The sequence below is a fragment of the Methanosphaerula palustris E1-9c genome, assembly GCF_000021965.1.
GTDB classification, from domain to species: domain Archaea; phylum Halobacteriota; class Methanomicrobia; order Methanomicrobiales; family Methanospirillaceae; genus Methanosphaerula; species Methanosphaerula palustris.
In genome coordinates this window covers 2,510,226-2,528,016 of record NC_011832.1, presented here as the reverse complement: position 1 = coordinate 2,528,016, position 17,791 = coordinate 2,510,226, and the positions used below count along the sequence as shown (strand labels likewise).

The 17,791-nt window shown below is 56.1% G+C and carries 18 protein-coding genes and 1 tRNA gene; 15 read left to right on the top strand and 4 right to left on the bottom strand.

Features of this window, described 5'->3' with window-relative positions; genetic code table 11:
• From MPAL_RS11900 to MPAL_RS11835, 14 genes are all read left to right on the top strand, one after another.
• Positions 1-423, top strand: coding sequence for a 50S ribosomal protein L13 (locus MPAL_RS11900; RefSeq protein WP_012618983.1), 423 nt, complete (start codon positions 1-3; stop codon positions 421-423).
• 9 nt (positions 424-432) lie between these two features.
• Positions 433-834: a 30S ribosomal protein S9 gene (locus MPAL_RS11895; RefSeq protein ID WP_012618982.1), complete on the top strand. Its 402-nt coding sequence runs from the start codon at positions 433-435 to the stop codon at positions 832-834.
• A gap of 28 nt (positions 835-862) precedes the next feature.
• Positions 863-1,051 carry a DNA-directed RNA polymerase subunit N gene (locus MPAL_RS11890; protein WP_012618981.1) on the top strand — a complete coding sequence of 63 codons (189 nt, stop codon included), beginning with the start codon at positions 863-865 and terminating at the stop codon, positions 1,049-1,051.
• A gap of 11 nt (positions 1,052-1,062) precedes the next feature.
• Positions 1,063-1,135, top strand: a tRNA-Pro gene (locus MPAL_RS11885).
• A gap of 32 nt (positions 1,136-1,167) precedes the next feature.
• Positions 1,168-1,338, top strand: coding sequence for a DNA-directed RNA polymerase subunit K (locus MPAL_RS11880; RefSeq protein WP_012618980.1), 171 nt, complete (start codon positions 1,168-1,170; stop codon positions 1,336-1,338).
• 4 nt (positions 1,339-1,342) lie between these two features.
• Positions 1,343-2,530: a phosphopyruvate hydratase gene (gene eno / locus MPAL_RS11875; protein ID WP_012618979.1), complete on the top strand. Its 1,188-nt coding sequence runs from the start codon at positions 1,343-1,345 to the stop codon at positions 2,528-2,530.
• Positions 2,530-3,138 carry a 30S ribosomal protein S2 gene (rpsB, locus tag MPAL_RS11870; RefSeq protein WP_012618978.1) on the top strand — a complete coding sequence of 203 codons (609 nt, stop codon included), beginning with the start codon at positions 2,530-2,532 and terminating at the stop codon, positions 3,136-3,138. The genes eno and rpsB overlap by 1 nt, the downstream gene beginning before the upstream one ends.
• Positions 3,139-3,165: 27 nt before the next feature.
• Positions 3,166-3,954, top strand: coding sequence for an AmmeMemoRadiSam system protein B (amrB, locus tag MPAL_RS11865; protein WP_012618977.1), 789 nt, complete (start codon positions 3,166-3,168; stop codon positions 3,952-3,954).
• A gap of 1 nt (position 3,955) precedes the next feature.
• Entirely contained in the window at positions 3,956-4,825 is an 870-nt protein-coding gene (gene mvk, locus MPAL_RS11860; protein WP_012618976.1) for a mevalonate kinase, read from the top strand.
• Positions 4,818-5,573, top strand: a complete 756-nt coding sequence (locus MPAL_RS11855) for an isopentenyl phosphate kinase (RefSeq protein ID WP_012618975.1) — start codon at positions 4,818-4,820, stop codon at positions 5,571-5,573. The genes mvk and MPAL_RS11855 overlap by 8 nt, the downstream gene beginning before the upstream one ends.
• A gap of 5 nt (positions 5,574-5,578) precedes the next feature.
• The gene (fni, locus tag MPAL_RS11850; RefSeq protein WP_012618974.1) at positions 5,579-6,643 is read left to right on the top strand and encodes a type 2 isopentenyl-diphosphate Delta-isomerase; all 1,065 of its coding nucleotides are present in this window, start codon (positions 5,579-5,581) and stop codon (positions 6,641-6,643) included.
• A gap of 14 nt (positions 6,644-6,657) precedes the next feature.
• Positions 6,658-7,995 (top strand): RNase J family beta-CASP ribonuclease, encoded by a 1,338-nt coding sequence (locus tag MPAL_RS11845; protein WP_012618973.1) that lies wholly within the window; start codon positions 6,658-6,660, stop codon positions 7,993-7,995.
• A 16-nt stretch (positions 7,996-8,011) separates the two neighbouring features.
• Positions 8,012-8,974, top strand: a complete 963-nt coding sequence (locus tag MPAL_RS11840) for a polyprenyl synthetase family protein (RefSeq protein WP_012618972.1) — start codon at positions 8,012-8,014, stop codon at positions 8,972-8,974.
• 2 nt (positions 8,975-8,976) lie between these two features.
• Positions 8,977-10,665 (top strand): glutamate--tRNA ligase, encoded by a 1,689-nt coding sequence (locus tag MPAL_RS11835; RefSeq protein WP_012618971.1) that lies wholly within the window; start codon positions 8,977-8,979, stop codon positions 10,663-10,665.
• Positions 10,666-11,616: 951 nt separating this feature from the next.
• Here the strand turns inward: MPAL_RS11835 and MPAL_RS16735 are convergent.
• The 4 genes from MPAL_RS16735 to MPAL_RS14775 form a co-directional block, all read right to left on the bottom strand.
• Positions 11,617-13,356: an NHL repeat containing protein gene (locus tag MPAL_RS16735; protein WP_012618969.1), complete on the bottom strand. Its 1,740-nt coding sequence runs from the start codon at positions 13,354-13,356 to the stop codon at positions 11,617-11,619.
• A 201-nt stretch (positions 13,357-13,557) separates the two neighbouring features.
• Positions 13,558-13,791, bottom strand: coding sequence for a hypothetical protein (locus MPAL_RS11825; protein ID WP_158303677.1), 234 nt, complete (start codon positions 13,789-13,791; stop codon positions 13,558-13,560).
• A 55-nt stretch (positions 13,792-13,846) separates the two neighbouring features.
• Positions 13,847-14,182, bottom strand: a complete 336-nt coding sequence (locus MPAL_RS11820) for a hypothetical protein (RefSeq protein WP_158303676.1) — start codon at positions 14,180-14,182, stop codon at positions 13,847-13,849.
• 127 nt (positions 14,183-14,309) lie between these two features.
• Entirely contained in the window at positions 14,310-16,856 is a 2,547-nt protein-coding gene (locus MPAL_RS14775) for a PKD domain-containing protein (protein WP_236610385.1), read from the bottom strand.
• 364 nt (positions 16,857-17,220) lie between these two features.
• Between MPAL_RS14775 and MPAL_RS11810 the strand changes: the two genes are divergently transcribed.
• On the top strand, positions 17,221-17,760 hold the full coding sequence (locus tag MPAL_RS11810) for a hypothetical protein (RefSeq protein WP_012618967.1): 540 nt from the start codon (positions 17,221-17,223) through the stop codon (positions 17,758-17,760).
• Positions 17,761-17,791 lie beyond the last annotated feature (31 nt).

Below are 17,791 nucleotides of genomic sequence, written 5' to 3'. Positions count from 1 at the left end.
ATGGTGACGATTATTGATGCAGAAGGACTCCTGCTCGGAAGGATGGCCTCAATTGTGGCAAAGCGTGCCCTTGATGGCGAGGAGATCGCCCTCATCAACGCAGAGAAGGCCGTGATCTCTGGCGGTAGGGCGAGTATACTCCAGCACTACCGTGTCAAGCGGACACGAGGTTCCCGCGAGGGCGGACCGTTCTTCCCCCGCAGGCCTGATCACATTGTAAAGCGGACGATTCGGGGGATGCTTCCCTACAAACGCCAGCGGGGTATCGAGGCCTTCAAGGCCATCAAGGCCTATGTCGGTGTTCCTGTGGATCTGAAAAATCAGCCCATCGAGAAACTCGATGAGGCACATATCGACCGCCTGAACACATCGCGCTATATAACAGTCGGCGCTGTAAGCACCTTCCTTGGGTCGAAGTATTGAGGAGATATAATGGTAAAAGTCATAAACACCAGTGGAAAGCGGAAAACCGCGATCGCTCGCGCCACTCTGAAGGCTGGCAAAGGGGTCATTCGAATCAACTCTGTTCCGCTTGAGGTATATGGGACCGAAGTTGTCCGGATGAAGATATCCGAGCCGATCCTTTTGAATCCCAAGGGCGTTGAAGACGTCGATGTGATCATCGATGTAAAAGGCGGCGGGGTTATGGGTCAGGCAGAAGCTGTCCGGACCGCTCTTGCGCGCGCTATCGTGAACTGGCACAACGATCCACAACTCAAGGATCTGTATGTAGCCTACGACCGGACATTGCTGGTCAACGATTCACGTCAGAAAGAGGCAAAGAAACCGCACGGAAAGGGCGCCCGCGCCAAAGTCCAGAAATCATACCGTTAATTATATACTGATAAGAGACCGATCATCAATGATACCTGTACGATGTTTCACATGTGGAAAAGTAATTTCTACCGCCTGGGAAGAGTTTAAACAGCGGAGAGATGCCGGCGAGGATCCTGGAGCGATCCTCGACGACCTCGGTCTGACGCAGTACTGCTGCAGACGAATGCTGCTGACACACAAAGAGATTATTGATGAGTTAAACCCATACCAGTAATTTGAACATGAGGGGTCGTGGGGTAGCCTGGAATCCTATGGCGTTCGGGATGCTGTGACCTGAGTTCGAATCTCAGCGACCCCATTTCTCATAAATGAATGATTTTGAGGCGGAGAATGGAATCGTATACTCGGTATGAACGAGCAAGGATCATCGGTGCTCGGTCTCTGCAGATATCGATGGGAGCACCTATTCTGGTCAGGACTACCAAGTCAGATCCCCTAGAGATCGCCCTTGAGGAGTACAACCAGGGTATAATCCCCATCACGGTGAAGAGGAGGCAATAATTAGATGACGATTATTCAGGCGGTCCAGCTCAGAAAGATCTTGGACAGCAGAGGAAACCCGACGGTGGAGGTCGACATGGTCACAGAGAGTGGCTTTGGTCGGGCGGCTGCACCGAGCGGTGCAAGCACCGGTGTCTATGAAGCGAAGGTTCGACCCGTCGACGAAGCGATCGATGATGCAGAGCAGAACCTGATCCCTGCACTGATCGGGCTGGATGCTGGAGATCAGGCAGAGTTCGATCAGCAGCTCCGTTCGATCGATGGCACACCAGATCTCTCAAAGATCGGGGCGAACATCGCGGTCGCCCTCTCGCTGGCAAATGCCAAGGCAGCAGCAAGTGCCAATGGAATGGATCTCTATCGTTATCTGGGTGGAGCTTTCATCAAGGAGACCCCATTCCCACTCGGGAATGTGATCGGCGGCGGAGCTCATGCTGTGGATGCCACTGACATTCAGGAGTTTCTGGTCGTTCCAACTGGAGCCTCTGATGCAGAGGAGGCAGTATTTGCGAATGCAGCAGTCCATCGGAAGGTCAAGGAACTGCTGATTGCACTGGGCAAGGGTTGTGGAAAGGGAGATGAAGGGGCATGGGCTCCGCACATCGACGACATCACTGCCTTTGAAACGGTGCATCAGGCTGTGACGGCCATCTCTGATGAGATGAACATCACGATCTCGATGGGGATCGATGTCGCCGCCAGTGAACTCTGGAACGATACCCATTACCATTACAAGGATGCCGACCGAACCACTGAAGACCAGATCGCCTACATCGGCGAACTGGTCGACCGTTACTCCCTTATCTATGTCGAGGATCCGCTCCGTGAGGACGACTTCGAGGGCTTCTCAGACCTGACTGAAGCGGTCGGTGACCGTTGTCTGATCTGCGGTGATGATCTCTTCGTGACCAACACCGAGCGGATCATGCAGGGGATCGATATCGGTTCGGCAAATGCTGTACTGATCAAGCCGAATCAGGTCGGGACCCTGACCGATACCTATGAAGCGGTTCAGATGGCTCATACTCATGGGATGGATACCGTGATGAGCCACCGTTCCGGTGAGACCACAGATACCACCATTGCACACTTGGCGACAGCGTTTGGGTGCATATTCTTAAAGACCGGCGTCGTTGGCGGCGAACGGATAGCAAAACTGAATGAACTGATACGCATTGAGGAGCAGATCTAATGACAGCAAATGAAATGGAAATTGAGTTAAAAGAACCCCTGATTCCCGTTGAGGAGTACTTGGCCGCCGGTATCCATATCGGCACCCAGCAGAAGAGCAAGGATATGAAGAAGTTCATCTACCGCGTCCGCGGGGATGGCCTCTATATCATCGATATCAGGGAGACTGATGAGCGGATCAAGACTGTGGCGAAGTTCCTCTCCCAGTTCAACCCTTCGAACATTCTGGTCGTCACCTCCCGTCAGTATGGGCAGTACCCAGCCAAGAAGTTCGCAGATGCCATCGGTGGGATTGCAAAGACTGCACGGTTCATCCCCGGGTCACTGACTAACCAGAACCTGAACGGTTACCTCGAGCCCGAAGTCGTCTTCATCACCGACCCGATCGGTGATGCACAGGTTGTCAAGGAGGCCGTGCAGAGTGGGATCCCGGTTGTGGGCCTCTGTGATACCAACAATATGACTCAGTTCATGGACCTTGTTATTCCCACCAATAACAAGGGGCGCAAGGCCCTCTCGATGATCTACTTCCTGCTGACCCGTGAGATCCTCCGCATTCGTGGTGTGACCACCTCACTGACCCAGGAAGACTTCGAGATCGATCTGTAGATATACCAGAACGCGAAAGGTTCCCTAATGAAGATCAGAACATGCGCAGTGGCGGGTATGTTTTATCCTGGGGAACCCAGCCATCTGGAACAACTGCTTGGAAAGTTCTTTGCAGTAACCGGTCATGAGACCAGTGCCAGTGGGATAGTTGCCCCGCATGCGGGGTACATCTATTCCGGTGCGGTCGCGGCACTGGCTTATGCCACGCTCCCTTCTTCATTTGATGGAACTTTTGTGGTGATCGGACCGAGTCATCGTGGTTATCCTACCTGCACCTCAGCGGTTCCCTGGGAGACTCCACTCGGGATTGTCGACACCGATACTGACCTGGTATCAGCGCTTGACCTTCCAGTGAACGAGTCCTATCATGCCGACGAGCACTCGCTTGAGGTGCAGATGCCCTTCATCAAATACCGATTTCCACGGGCCAGGATCGCTCCAGTGCTGATGGGAGATCAGGACCTTGCATCCTCAGTCAGGCTCGGTCGGATGATCGCACGGGCGGCTCGAGAGACCCGGCGGGAGATACGGGTGGTTGCTTCGAGCGACTTTTCCCACTATGTCCCTGAAACCGTGGCAAAGGGTCAGGACCTGTACGCGATAGAGGCATTAAAGTCTCTGGAGATCGAACTCTTCTACAACCGTCTACGTGAACGTGGCTCTTCAGCCTGTGGATATGGTACTATCGCAGCGATGATCACGGCCTCTATTGAAGCAGGGGCTGAGAAGGGAGAACTTCTGAAGTATGCAACGAGTGGGGATGTGACCGGGGATCGTGCTTCCGTCGTTGGGTATGCAGCGATTGCGGTGATATGAGGTGGTGACCTGGAGTGCGCCGGGCAAGGTATTTCTGTTCGGTGAACATGCGGTGGTTTATGGTAAGCCAGGGCTTGCAATGGCCATCAAACCGCGGGTCTTTGTGACGGTCCGGAAGAACCGTCACCCGACCCCTGCCAAATCCCCGTATATCGACGGATGCTTCAAGGCGATGGGGGTGACAGGTTCGGTCTATGTGAATTCGCAGATGCCCTCCTCGTCAGGGCTCGGTTCGTCGGCGGCCGTTACGGTGGCCACCCTCTCGGCGATCAACGACGAGTTCGATCTCGATCGTACCCGTGAGGAGATCGCTCTCACTGCTTACCAGATCGAACGGGCCGTGCAGAAAGGTCGGGCGAGTCCGACGGACACCTACGTGTCGACGATCGGAGGGATGGTACTGATCACTGGACAATCGCGGAGGAAGATTCCACCACAGAACCTGAATCTGGTGGTCGGGAACACGCTCGTCTCGCACAGCACTGCAAAGATGGTCGAACTGGTCGCAGAAGGGCAGCGAAAATTTCCTGATGTGATGAACCCTGTAATGGAAGCGATGGGGGCGCTGACGCTCAGTGCAGTTCGGAACCTCTCCAACCCCAGGCAGCTCGGGCAACTGATGAACATCAATGAGGCACTACTTGAGGTGCTTGGGGTCGGCCACCCCACCCTCTCAAAGTTGGTGATCGCGTCCCGTAATGCCGGGGCTTTTGGGGCAAAACTTACCGGTGCCGGTGGTGGTGGATGTATGATTGCGCTCTGTCCAAAACATATGAAGGGGCGGGTGGCAGCGGCCATCGATGCCTGCGATGCTAGAGCCTTCATCACCTCCATCGATACGGTCGGAGCCAGAAAGGAGAACGATGCATAATCAGGTGATGCTGAAACTCGGTGGCAGTGTGATCACCGACAAGGCGGGAAAGGACGTGATAGATCGCCAGCAATTGGCGACGATAGCCTCAACTCTGAAAGAGAGCGCATTCTCCGGATATATCGTCCATGGCGCCGGTTCCTGCGGGCATCCTGAGGCCCACCAATATCACCTCGACCTTGGTGCGGACCGCTCGAACGCTGTCGGTATTGGGGTCACCCACCGGGCGGTTACCGCCCTGAATCGGGCGGTCGTCGAAGCCCTGCAGAACGAAGGGATCGATGCGATCGGCGTTCATCTCCTCGATAGTTGCCTTGCTGACGACGGCCGTCTCGTCTCTGCCCCGGTGGAACTGCTCGATCGGCTGAATGCCCTTGGGATCACACCGGTGCTGCATGGGGATGTGGTGCTGGACCGGAGGAGGGGAGCTTGTATCGTATCGGGCGATCAGGTGATCAGCGCGCTGTCACCTCAACTGGCGGTTGGCAGGGTCGGACTTGCTACGGATGTGCCTGGGGTTCTCTCCTCGGAGGGTCAGGTGGTCAGGTCGATCACGCCGTCTGATATCGAAGGACTTTCGATCGGTACCTCCTCCAGTGTCGACGTGACCGGAGGGATGCAGGGGAAGATCCGGGAACTGCTGGTTCTGGCTGGAGGAGGTGTGGAGTCGCACATATTTGCAGTCTCCCGGTTACAAGACTTTCTGCACCAGCGTGACCATGGCGGGACTGTGGTCAGGATGGCGTGACGACCATGACGATCATCCATCAGACCTCGTCACGAAAACTGGATCATATCAGGATCTGCAGCCAGGACGAGGTCGAACAGGGGGATCCCGGGTTTCAGGGGGTCAGTCTGATCCATAACGCCCTCCCTGAGTGTGATATGGGCAAGATCGATACTGGGGTAAGGTTCCTCGGTCATCTGTTCGGTTCTCCGCTCTTTATCGCGGCGATGACCGGCGGACATCCGGAGACGACTGTCATTAACGAGCAGCTTGCCCGGGCGGCAGAACGGTTCAACCTCGGTATGGGAGTTGGCTCGCAGCGGGCGGCACTCGAGAATCCTGACCTGGAAGGAACCTTTGGGGTGGTTAGGGAGATGGCTCCCTCAGCGTTCCTCTGCGCCAACATCGGGGTCGTACAACTCAGGGACCACGGGATCGAGTGGGCCGATCGGGCTGTGGAGATGATCAGGGGTGATGCCCTGGCCGTCCACCTGAACTTCCTGCAGGAGGCGATTCAGCCGGAAGGGGATCACGATGCCAGGGGATGTATGGCAGCCCTCGCCTCGCTCTGTGAGGAGGCGTCCTACCCGGTGATCGTCAAGGAGACCGGGTCGGGGATTGCCGGCGAAACAGCCAGGAGGATCGCCGGGGCAGGGGCAGCGGCGATCGATACCGGTGGCAGAGGAGGGACTTCCTGGGCCGCCATTGAAGCGATCCGTGCCGATGAAAGTAGCAGGGACCAGGATCGGCACCTGGTCTCCCTCGGGGAGGAGTTTCTCTCATGGGGGATCCCGACGGTGACCAGCCTCTGCGAGGTGGTGCCAGCAGGGTTGCCGGTGATCGCCACCGGTGGCGTTCGGACTGGGATCGATATGGCCAAGGCAGTGGCGCTGGGTGCTGACCTTGCAGGGATGGCACTCCCACTGCTGAACCCGGCGCTAAAAGGTGAAGAATCGCTTTCCAATACAATTGAGCGATTACTGCACCAGCTGAAGGTGACGATGTTTTTGACTGGTTCGCCGGACATTGCCGCACTGAAGCGGACTCGGGTGATCATTTCAGGCACCAATGGTGCGCTGGGTGTACACTAAACGGAGGAAATATAATGGAAATTGAAGTGATAGGCGTCGGCGGTTACGACGAAGTTGGTCGTAATATGACCGCCGTCCGATGCGGCAAAGAGATTGTCGTCTTCGACATGGGGCTGCGCCTGGATCAGGTGATGATCCACGAGGATGCAGAGGTCGAGAATATGCACTCTCTGGATCTGATCCAGATGAAGGCCATCCCTGATGATACGATGATGAACACAGTCGAGGGGACGGTGAAAGCGATCGTCTGCACTCACGGGCATCTGGACCATATCGGTGCGATCCCGAAGCTGGCGCACCGGTACAATGCCCCGATCATCAGTACCCCGTATACTACGGAACTGATACGGCAGCAGATCGCCGGCGAACAGAAGTTTGGAGTGAACAACAAACTCTTTGCACTGAAGGCCGGACAGAAGTATACGATCTCGCAGCACCTGACGCTTGAATTCGTCAGAACCCAGCACAGTATCATCGATACCGTGACGGCGGTCCTTCACACCCCCCATGGTGCGGTGGTCTATGCCTGCGACTTCAAGCTCGATCGCACCCCGGTGATCGGGGAGCCGCCTGACTTTGCTCGCCTTCGTCAGATCGGAAAGGAGGGTGTGCTCGCTCTGATCGTGGAGGCGGTGAACATCCACTCCAAGGGGCGGTGCCCGAGCGAACAGATCGCACGTGACCTTGTCCGGGATACGATCAGTAGTTTCGAGGATGAGAAGGGGGGGATCATCGTATCGACATTCTCCTCGCATATCGCCCGTATCAAGACGATCACCGAGTGCGCCCATGAGATCGGCAGAACGCCAGTCCTGCTTGGCCGCTCGATGGAGAAGTATAGTTCTGCTGCCGAACAGATGAAATTGGTCTCGTTTCCTCCAAATACCTCGATGTTTGGGAACCGACGGACCGTCGACCGGACGTTGCGTCGGATCATGAAGACCGGGCCGGAAAAATTCATCCCGATTGTCACCGGTGCCCAGGGCGAGCCGGGGGCGACCCTCTCCAGGATCGGAGCTGGGGAGACTCCCTATCAAATCCAGAAGGGGGATAAGATCCTCTTCTCGGCCAAGGTGATCCCTAATCCACTTAACTACGGGCAGCGGTACCTGCTTGAGACCCGGCTGAGGATGGCTGGGGCTCGTATTCATGATGAACTGCATGTCAGCGGGCATGCCTACATCGAGGACCACTACGAGTTTGTCAACCTGCTCAACCCGCAGCATATCATCCCGGCTCATGGAGGTCTTGGGATGACAGGAGCCTACGCAGACTTTGCAGGCGGGCTTGGATACACCCTCCAGAACGATCTGCACCTCTTCAAGAACGGGCAGCGGGTGAAACTGAACTAAAACATTACGGTGTGCTATGGAGTTAATCGAGTATCTTGAAAAGGTCGGAAATCAGGTCGATCGGCTGATCGACCGGTACTTTGGGGACCCAGTCGGAGAACTAAACAAGGCGAGTGCGCACCTGCTGACTGCAGGTGGCAAACGGCTCCGTCCTGCGGTGATGATGCTGGCCGCCGACGCTGTCCGGAAGGGATCGTCCGACGATCTGATGCCAGCCGCCATCGCGCTTGAACTGACTCATTCATTCACGCTGATCCATGATGATATCATGGACGGGGATGAAGTCCGCCGGGGTGTCCCGACGGTCAACAAGAAGTGGGACGAACCGACCGCGATCCTGGCGGGAGATGTCCTCTATGCCCGTGCATTTGCATTCATCTGCCAGGCACTGGCCATGGATGCGGCTAAGCTCCGGGCTGTCTCGATGCTCGCGGTCACCTGTGAGGAGATCTGTGCAGGGCAGCACCTGGATATGGCCTTTGAAGACCGGGATGACGTAAGCGAGGAGGAGTACCTGGAGATGGTCGGGAAGAAGACCGGTGCTCTGTACGCTGCTTCAACCGCAATGGGTGGGGTGCTGGCCGGTGGGTCGCAACCGCAGGTCGATGCGCTCTATCGCTATGGAATGAACATCGGGGTGGCCTTCCAGATCCAGGACGACCTGATCGATCTGCTCGCATCGCCGGAGAGGAGTGGTAAGGATCGGGCCTCCGATATCAGGGAGGGGAAACAGACTCTGATCAACATCAAGGCACGGGAGCACGGTTTCGACTTGGCACCGTACCGTCGCCGGCTGGATGATGCCGAGATCGATGACCTGATCCAGCAGCTCACTGACAACGGCGTGATCGGTGAGGTGAAGGCCACTGCAGAGGGTCTGGTCACCTCGGCAGGAAAGATCCTGGCCATCCTCAAGCCGTCGGATGAGAAGGATCTGCTGATCAGTATCGGCACGTTCTTTGTCGAGCGGGGCTACTGAAGATGACTGAGGATCTGCTGCAGGTGCTGCGAGCGTATGCCCTGCAGAACGCAGTCAGGCATGGCGATGCCCCCAAGGCCGGGGCGATCGTCGGTGCGGTGATGGGCAAGCACCCCGAGTTCCGCTCAAGGGCGAAGGAGGTATCGGCCCTGGTCAGGCAGGTGATCGAGGAGGTGGCCGCCCTTTCTCCGGAGGACCGGCTCAGGATGCTCGAAGCGATCGCCCCGGAACTGCTGGTCGTCCCTGAGAAGCAGGCGACCAGGAAAGGGGAACTTCCGCCTCTCAAAAATGCAGAGCGCGGGGTCGTGATGCGGTTTGCACCGAACCCGAGCGGACCTCTCCACCTTGGGCATGCACGGGCGGCGATGCTGAACGATGCCTACCTGAAGCGGTACGGCGGCCGGTATATCCTCAGGATCGAGGATACCGATCCGAAGAGGGTCGACCCCGATGCCTACAGGATGGTGCAGGAGGATATCGCCTGGATGAACCTCGGCATCACTGAGATCGTCTATCAGAGCGACCGGTTCGATCTTTATTATCAGTACGCCGTGAAGTTGATCGAACTCGGCGGCGCCTATGTCTGCACCTGCGATAACGATCGGTTCCGTGAGTTACGACGGGCGAAGAAGCCCTGTCCGTGCCGGGGTCATACTGTCGAGGAGAACCTGAACCTCTGGGAGCAGATGCTCGACGGTACCTTTGCCGAGGGCGAGGTGAGTCTCCGGGTGAGAGCTGATCTGGAACACCCCGACCCGGCGATGCGCGACTACCCGATCTTCCGGGTGCTCACCTCGACCCTCCACCCGCGGATTGAGGCGACAGTTTATCCGCTGATGAACTTCACGGTAGCGGTCGACGACCACCTGCTCGGGGTTACGCATGTGATCCGGGGCAAGGACCATATCGCGAACACCGGGCGTCAACGCTATATCTTCGACTACTTCGGCTGGACGGTGCCGGAGTACATCCACTACGGAAGGATGGGAATCGAGGGGGTCGTCCTCTCCACCTCGGAGATGCATGTCGGGATCGACGCCGGCACCTACTCGGGCTGGGATGATATCCGACTCGGTACCCTCCGTGCCCTGGCTAGGCGAGGGATCACCGCCGAAGCGGTCAGGAACGCAATGGTGGCTATTGGAACCGGGGACACCGATATCTCGTTCTCATGGGAGAATCTGTACGCCGAGAACAAGGCCGTGATCGATCACGATGCCGACCGGTACTTCTTTGTCCCAGGTCCGGTGACACTACCGATATCAGGGGCGCCTGCGACCGTCGCCGAGGCAGCGCTGTACCCGAACGACTCTGCCCGCGGTACCCGTTCCCTTGCCTTCAATGGTACGGTCATCCTGCCGGCGGCTGAGATCCGGCCGGAGGTCACGATGCTCCGGCTCAAGGACCTCTTCAATGTCTCGATTTCATTCGAGGACGGAGTCCCGCACCTCGCCTACGCCGGTGATAGTCTGGCCGAAGCCCGGGCGGCAAAAGCTCCGATTGTTCAGTGGCTGCCAAACGAGGCGAAGGTTCCCTGCCTGCTCCACCAACAGCAGGGGGATCAATCTGGGTTCTGCGAACCTGGGGTTCGGCAGAAACAGGGGACTGTTGTCCAGTTCGAGCGGATCGGTTTCGTCAGGATCGACGCGGTCACGTCCGCTGGGGTCACGGCCTACTTTGCGCACAGGTAGGGCCTGGCCCCATCTTTTTCTGAGGGTTGTATCAAAACCCTCTAAACAATCTGGGTGTAAGCCATCTTTGATCAATCCCTGGAATGACTGATCGAGCCGCTCACATCGGAGTACCAGTTTTTGGAAAGGCCTTCAACCACGAGAAATACCGTTCAACGGCCGTTCTCGTCGCACAATAGCACCTGTCATCATACCCTGGCCTCTGTGGAGACCTGTGAGGAGACCTGTGAGGAGAACCTGAAATAAAGAAAACGAACAACGATTTTGTAGACTGAATTTAGGAAAAGTGGGGAAAGAACATCTGGGAGAGCCTAGACGATCTGTATCCGGGTCCCAGGGAATTTGGTGGGTCAACTATCTATCTTACAGAACGGGCATACCGACGATTCACATGTTCTCCAGTGGGGAAGGAGTCGTCAGCTCCTCCTATATGGTACTGGGATCTTCAGATCTCATGGCTGGGGAGGCAGGTAAATGACATTACCCCGGAGGGTCCCAGATGTTTATCTCGAACCTGATCGAGTTCGACAGGAGTCGTGTGGTGGGGAAAATCCACCTGATCCTGAGTCGTGAGAAAGTTAGTGACATGACCGTGATGGTCATCAAGGAATCTCCGAAAATAGGAGGAGGTTGCTGATCTGCGGCGGTTATTAGCCCTATATAGGGCATATCGGTTCCTTGTCCCTGATCATATGACTGGCTTCATATATTGCACAATCGTCGCTTTGGGGCCCTTCAACTCATACCATTTTAATCAGTTGACTTTTTTCCTGGGTGGGCGGTACCCCTCCCCACCGTATGGTTCGATCACCACGTCGATACTGTGGAAAGGCAGAGGGGGATGTCATTGGAATTGGTCTCTTGAGGCCATCACCTTGGGGTCCACAGGGAAGCTCGCGCTGTACCTGTGCTCCTGTTAATTGGAGTGAGAGGAAGGGATATGGAAAAAGGTCAGAGTTGGTTGAAGAGAAGCACCACGTCATTAAAGTCGATCTGCCCGTTTTCATTGAAGTCGAAGCCGATGACAGGCTCATTATCAGCGATCCAGTCCATCTGGTTGAAGAAGAGAATCACGTCATTGAAGTCGAGCACCCCGTCCCCGTTGATATCTTCATAGAGGCCGTCCCCGTTGAGATCATTTGGATTGGACGAAGTGCCAGGGAGCGGACGATAGGGGATCGTTACCTCGATCGGGCAGACTGCCAGTTGGGGTGCGACAGGTTTTCCTTTTTCATCGCTGACATACGCCTGAATGACGCAGAGCGCGGTCTCTCCACCCTGGTCACCCCTGATAGTGATCGTTCCGATCCTGGCGCCTGAAGCAGTGGGTTCGCCCAGGCCCGCTGTATTGAGTGTGGTCAACCATACCGTATCAGAGGGGAGGGTCAGATTCTTCGCCATCGTCCACCCAGGGAGGGATACACCGACTATCTCGCTGATTGCCGGATTGAGGAGGGTGAGACCGAGCGTCACGTTGTAGCCCGAGGTAATGTTTAAACCATCGAGGAAGAGGGTGGTCGTGTTTGTTGACCCACGTGGGATGGCGAGCGAAGGCGGGGTGAATCGGAAGACCGGTATCTCGATGCTTGGGGTGACTGTGACGGTCGGCACGATCACCGAGGGAATTTCGGTTGGAACGGTGGTCGTTGCCGAAGGCGTGGCGGTGATCGTGACGGTTGGCTCAACGACAGTCGGAATCCCGGTTGGTATAGTGGTCGGCACAACGACGGTTGGAATTTCAGTCGGTGTTGGATAAGCAAACATCTGGATCCGGTGGTTGCCGGTATCGGCGATATAGATCCTTCCCGCGCTGTCGACGGCGATCCCGGTGGGTGATTCGAACAGCCCGTCCCCTGAGCCGCGTCCTCCCCACTTGGCGAGGAAGGTGCCGTTCGAGGTGAATTTCTCAATTCTGTTGTTTCCGGTGTCGGTGACAAAGACGTTACCTGTGCTGTCAACTGCGATCTCTTCTGGGAAATCCGCAAACTCTCCGTCTCCAGATCCCCTGGCTCCCCACTTCGCAAGGAAGGTACCGTTCGAGGTGAACTTCTGGACCCGGTTATTATAGGAGTCAACGACGTAGACGTTGTTCTCGCTGTCAACCGCGATCCCGGTCGGGTAATCGAACTGCCCGTCTCCCCCTCCTTCGGTTCCCCACTTCGCGAGGAGAGTGCCGGCTGAGGAGAATTTCTGAACCCGGTAGTTGTACATGTCGGCGACATAGACGTTTCCTGCGCTGTCGACCGCGACCCCAGATGGGGATTTGAACTGCCCGTCCCCGGTGCCGCCGGTCCCCCACCGTGCGAGGAAGATGCCGGTCGAGGTGAACCGCTGAACTCTATCGTTCCAGTTGTTGACAATATAGACGTTTCCCGCGCTGTTGATTGCGATTCCCTTGGGGTTCCAGAGCAGTCCGTCTCCAGATCCGGGAGTTCCCCATGTTCTAATAAAACCGCCGGTGGCGTTGAACTGCTGGACTCGGTCGAGGTTCTTGTCGGTGACATAAACGGTCCCCACACCGTCGAGCGCGACTCCATACGGGGAGTTGAATTGCCCGTCCCCTGAGCCACTGGTCCCCCACTGCGCCACGAACTGATACGTATCCGCCGCCGTTGCGACCTGAACGCTGCACCCGAACAGCAACAGGACGAGCATCACTTCAAGCTCTTCCAGCATGTACCGATTGTGCATAGAACCTACTTATGCAGAGGTCGAAGATAAACACGACGGAGATCCCTGTCCCTAACCTCGGTCAGCAGCAATTTGATGAGAACTTATATGACGGCTCCTGATTGTCTGAACCCGGAGAGATTGTCTGAACCGGTCGGAAAGTTCCGGTTGATAATTAAAAAGGGAGTCGGAGACCTGACCTCCCCCGACCAGGATCTGGGTTCATCCGGAGAAGTGGTTGCCGAAGTTGTACCCTGTGTCGTGGGGATGCCCGTTGTCCTGGTTATGAGTCGACTCGATGTACTGGAACCCGGTCGGACCTGTGGTGGTGCCGTCGCACAAGTCACACCTGATCGATGTGGCGGTCTGTGAACTATCGATGACCTGGAGAGTTCGGGAATCGGCTCCGCCCGGACAGGAATGTGTGAAGTTCGGAACTGGTGTGCCGGGGGCCACCGTCGTCACTGTCAGGGAATCGTCGGGGTCACCGTTGGTGTGGTTTGCAGGGTGGTCAGAGGAAGTTTATCGACATTCCCTGCTGCAAAGGGGTATAAGCCTCGTCTGAGAACCCGGTGTGACGGGTGTCGGGGTGTGGTGAATTGAACTTAAAAAAGATGACGCTGGTCAGGCACTGATCATCCCGGACCAGATCTTGCCAGTAGGGTAACAGCAGATCGATGTGGCATTTTGATGTACCTGCACCGCACCTCGCCGTTCCAGCCAGCGAAGAGAATATCTGATCTCCTCTGACCTGTGAATCCCATTGTATGCAGTGACGATATCCTGAAACGTGCACCCCGGTGACGAGGCGATCATAGTCAGGATATGTCGCTGCAGACGCCTGCATTTTGTCTGTTCTTTCATCAGGTGTTAACCCCTGTAGTCTGGAATATACGTAGATACGCCGTAATCAAAACATCCGCTGATATTTGATTCTTACCAGATGAATATAAAAAGGGATCTGCCCTGACCGTTCAGAGTAGATTGAAGAGGAAGACGATGTCATCAAAGTCGATTTTCCCGTTTTTATTGAAATCAAAGGCTGAAACAGGTTCATTATCTGAGATCCAATCCATCTCGTTGAAGTAAAGCACCACGTCGTTGAAGTTGATCGCCCCGTCTCCATTCAGATCTTTATATAACCTCTCGCGATTTGGGTCCGTTGGCAGTGCGCTCTGTCCTGGAAGTGCGATAACCCCCTGGATTGGAGAATAGGGTGGGTCGCCTGCATTGACCTGCAACGTTGTGCTGCTGCTCCCCCAGCGATTGCTCGTCGTCAGCGTCGCATTGTAGGTTCCGGCATTTGAATAGGTATGGACCGGGCTCTGCTCGGTCGAGGTGGTTCCGTCGCCGAACGACCAGAATCTACTATCGATCTGTCCGATCGACCGGTCCAGGAACGTGACTGTTACCGGTGGGGTAGTGCCGGCCGGCGTCGCCGTGAAACTGGCCGATGGTGCGCCGGTCACTGAGAGGGTGGCGGTAGCGCGATCGATCGGTCCACCATTTATCCCCTCCACCGTCAGCGTCACCGTATATGTTCCACCGTAAGGATAGATATGGACCGGATTCTGCTCGATCGAGGTGGATCCGTCCCCGAAGTCCCAGAGGCGTGACGATGGCGAGCCGTACGACCGGTCGGTGAAGTGGACCGTCATTGGTGCTGCCCCGTCGCTCACATCGACGCCCATCTGCGCCACCGGGTAGACGGTGATGTAACTGCTCTTCACCTCGGTGTCGGTTCCAGCCCCATAGGTGGCGATAAGTTTTACCATGAAGATCCCTGCGGTCAGGAACCGGTGAATCGGATTCTCGTCGGTTGAAGTGGTGAGATCTCCGAAATCCCATAACCAACTGTTTGGGTGGCCAGTGGAGGTGTCAGTGAAGTGGATCGTACCACCGGCATCGATCACCCGCCGATCCGTCGTCGTGAACCCTGCATGGGGATTCGTCCCGATGGCCACGGTCTGTTGCGTACTCGCATCTCCGAGAGCGTTACCTACATGGAGGGTGACTGTCCAGAGTCCGTCCTGTGTATAGGTATGGGATGGATTCTGTTCGCTGGATGTGGTCCCATCTCCGAAGTCCCAGTACCAGTCGGTTGGAACCCCGGTGGTGGTATCGGTGAACTGGACCGCAAGCGGGGCGAACCCGGTCGAGGGTGAGGCGATGAAGGATGCGTTCGGTTGGGCCGGGGATGTCGGCGGCGGGGCAGTGCCGTTCTGGCCCGGCCAGTCGCCCCATCGGAGGTAGTAGATGTTCCCGGTTCCATTGAAGTTTATGATCGGGAGTGCATGATTGCCATAGGCGGTGATGTCGAAGTACGAGTCGTTCACCGGCTGCTCGTAGGCGGGCTCGCCATAATACCACCCGAGCATCGACTGGGTTCCGTAGAGTCCCCCTGCATTGTCCTGCACGAACCGGTTCAGGGTGATGTGGTCGGCGAACGCGGACCAGAGCGCCCATATCTTGTTGTCCGAGGCCGTGCAGTCGTTCAGTGTGACCCCTGAGCTCCATTTGACGATCTTCCAGCCGTAGGAGGATCCATCGTCGGTGCAGTCGTTGAAGATGATGTTCCTCCCGCCCTGGACGAAGAAGCCGGCGTTCCGGTTGTTGATCGCCTTACAGTTTGTTAACACCGCGTTCCGGGAGACAAAGAAGCCGGACATGAAGGTGTGGTACGGATAGGTCAGCGTGTTCCGCTGCCCATTGTTCCTGCTTATGCAGTCGCGGATCACGATCCCCTGTTTGACAGTCGGGGGTGTCTCATCCTCGCCCGGTTCGAAGTGGAACCCGGATTCCCAGTTGTCGTCGGCGATACACCCGATCAGCTGGATATCATAGACATCGTTCTCCTCCTGCAGGTCAAAGCCGGTGATATCGGTGTCCCGTGACTCTGCCCCAAACCCACAGCGGGTCGCCTGACAGTTGATGAACCGAATGTTCCTGGTTTCCTTCGGAGCGGTTCCCTTTGCATTCAGGTTGAACCCGTGGGTGTTGCAGTCCACGGCCCTGCAGTTGATGAAGGAGACGTCCTCGATGTTATGTGTCCCATCGGCCCAGATAAAAAACATCCCGTTGCCGCCGGCAGGGTAGCGGTGACCGTTGGTGCCGATGTTGGTCGCGGCTACATCTGTCACAGTTACTTGGCTGGTTGTAATCTTGATGTAACCGGTGCCACGAAGGGTGAACGAGGAGAGGCTGACCTCGGGGGAGTTGACCGTGATCGGGAGATCGGTCTCCCCTGAATTGATCATTTCGATGGTGGTCCCTCCCTCGCCCTGGCCAGTCAGGGTGATCGCTCCCGGTACATAGATGAAGTTATCACAGTGGAACGTCCCTGCCGCGAGGTTTACGACCCCGCCGGAGCCGGCGAGTCTGTCGAGGGCCTGGTTGATCTGGACCTGATCGCTACTCCCATCACAGCGATAATCAGCTGCACTCCTTGCTGATGCACTGCTATCTGATGCCGCGACCAGCACCGAAGCGGCTGCGGCACCCTGCACCAGGAGGAGAAGCATAAGGATAAGCCCGACTGACCGGATTCCATGGTTTTTAACCGGATTTATGCTGATTTGTTTCATAGGCTTAAAGTGGACAGGTTTCCTGTCAGACTCTTAGCAATAATATTCGTGTATATATCTATTCTTTGGATGAACCCGGGATCGGGTTCACTGTCTCTGCGATCTATTCGGTCTCGTTCCGGATCTAACCAGAGGTCTGCCGGGATTGCAGATGCCAATGATATATAATTAAATATTCAGACGCTGATTTTATCAGGCAAACTCTGCAACCTGCAGAGGACTGTAAAGCGGGATCCAGCAAGATCAACCATCTTTCTCTATCAGGGGAAATGGGCCGCAAAAAAGGACAGGAACGTCATCTATGTCAAGAAAGTTGTTACTCATTGGAACAATCGCAATGCTCGCCTGTGTTCTGCTGGTTGCAGGATGCGTCAGCAACACCTCCACCAACAAGACAACCACCTCGGTGGACTCTGCGGTGCACACACAGAACACCTCAGCAGGTGCAGCCCAGACCACAATCGCTGCAAACAGCACCTCGTCTGTGAAGTCCAGCACTACCTCACCCGTTGCTTCGGCTACCACTTCTGCTGGTAACAGCACCAAGACTACCTCCGGGACCACGGTTGTCAGCAATACGACCTCAACAGGTACCACAAAGACACTGAACACGACCACCACTGGCGACCAGTCTGGTGTTATCACCACCCAGACGACTGTGCCATCCGTTGACACCACCTCTGGTATCAGCACCGTGGCCACCACATCATCATCGATCAAGACCTCCACTACCAATTCATCTGTCCAGTCCACAACTGGAACTGTGGTGACCCCGGTCGGGTTTGAGACGGTCAGCAGTATCGGTAACCTCACGACCCAGAACACAACCAGCAAGAACTGAACAGATCAGTTTCATTCTCTTTTTTTGATTT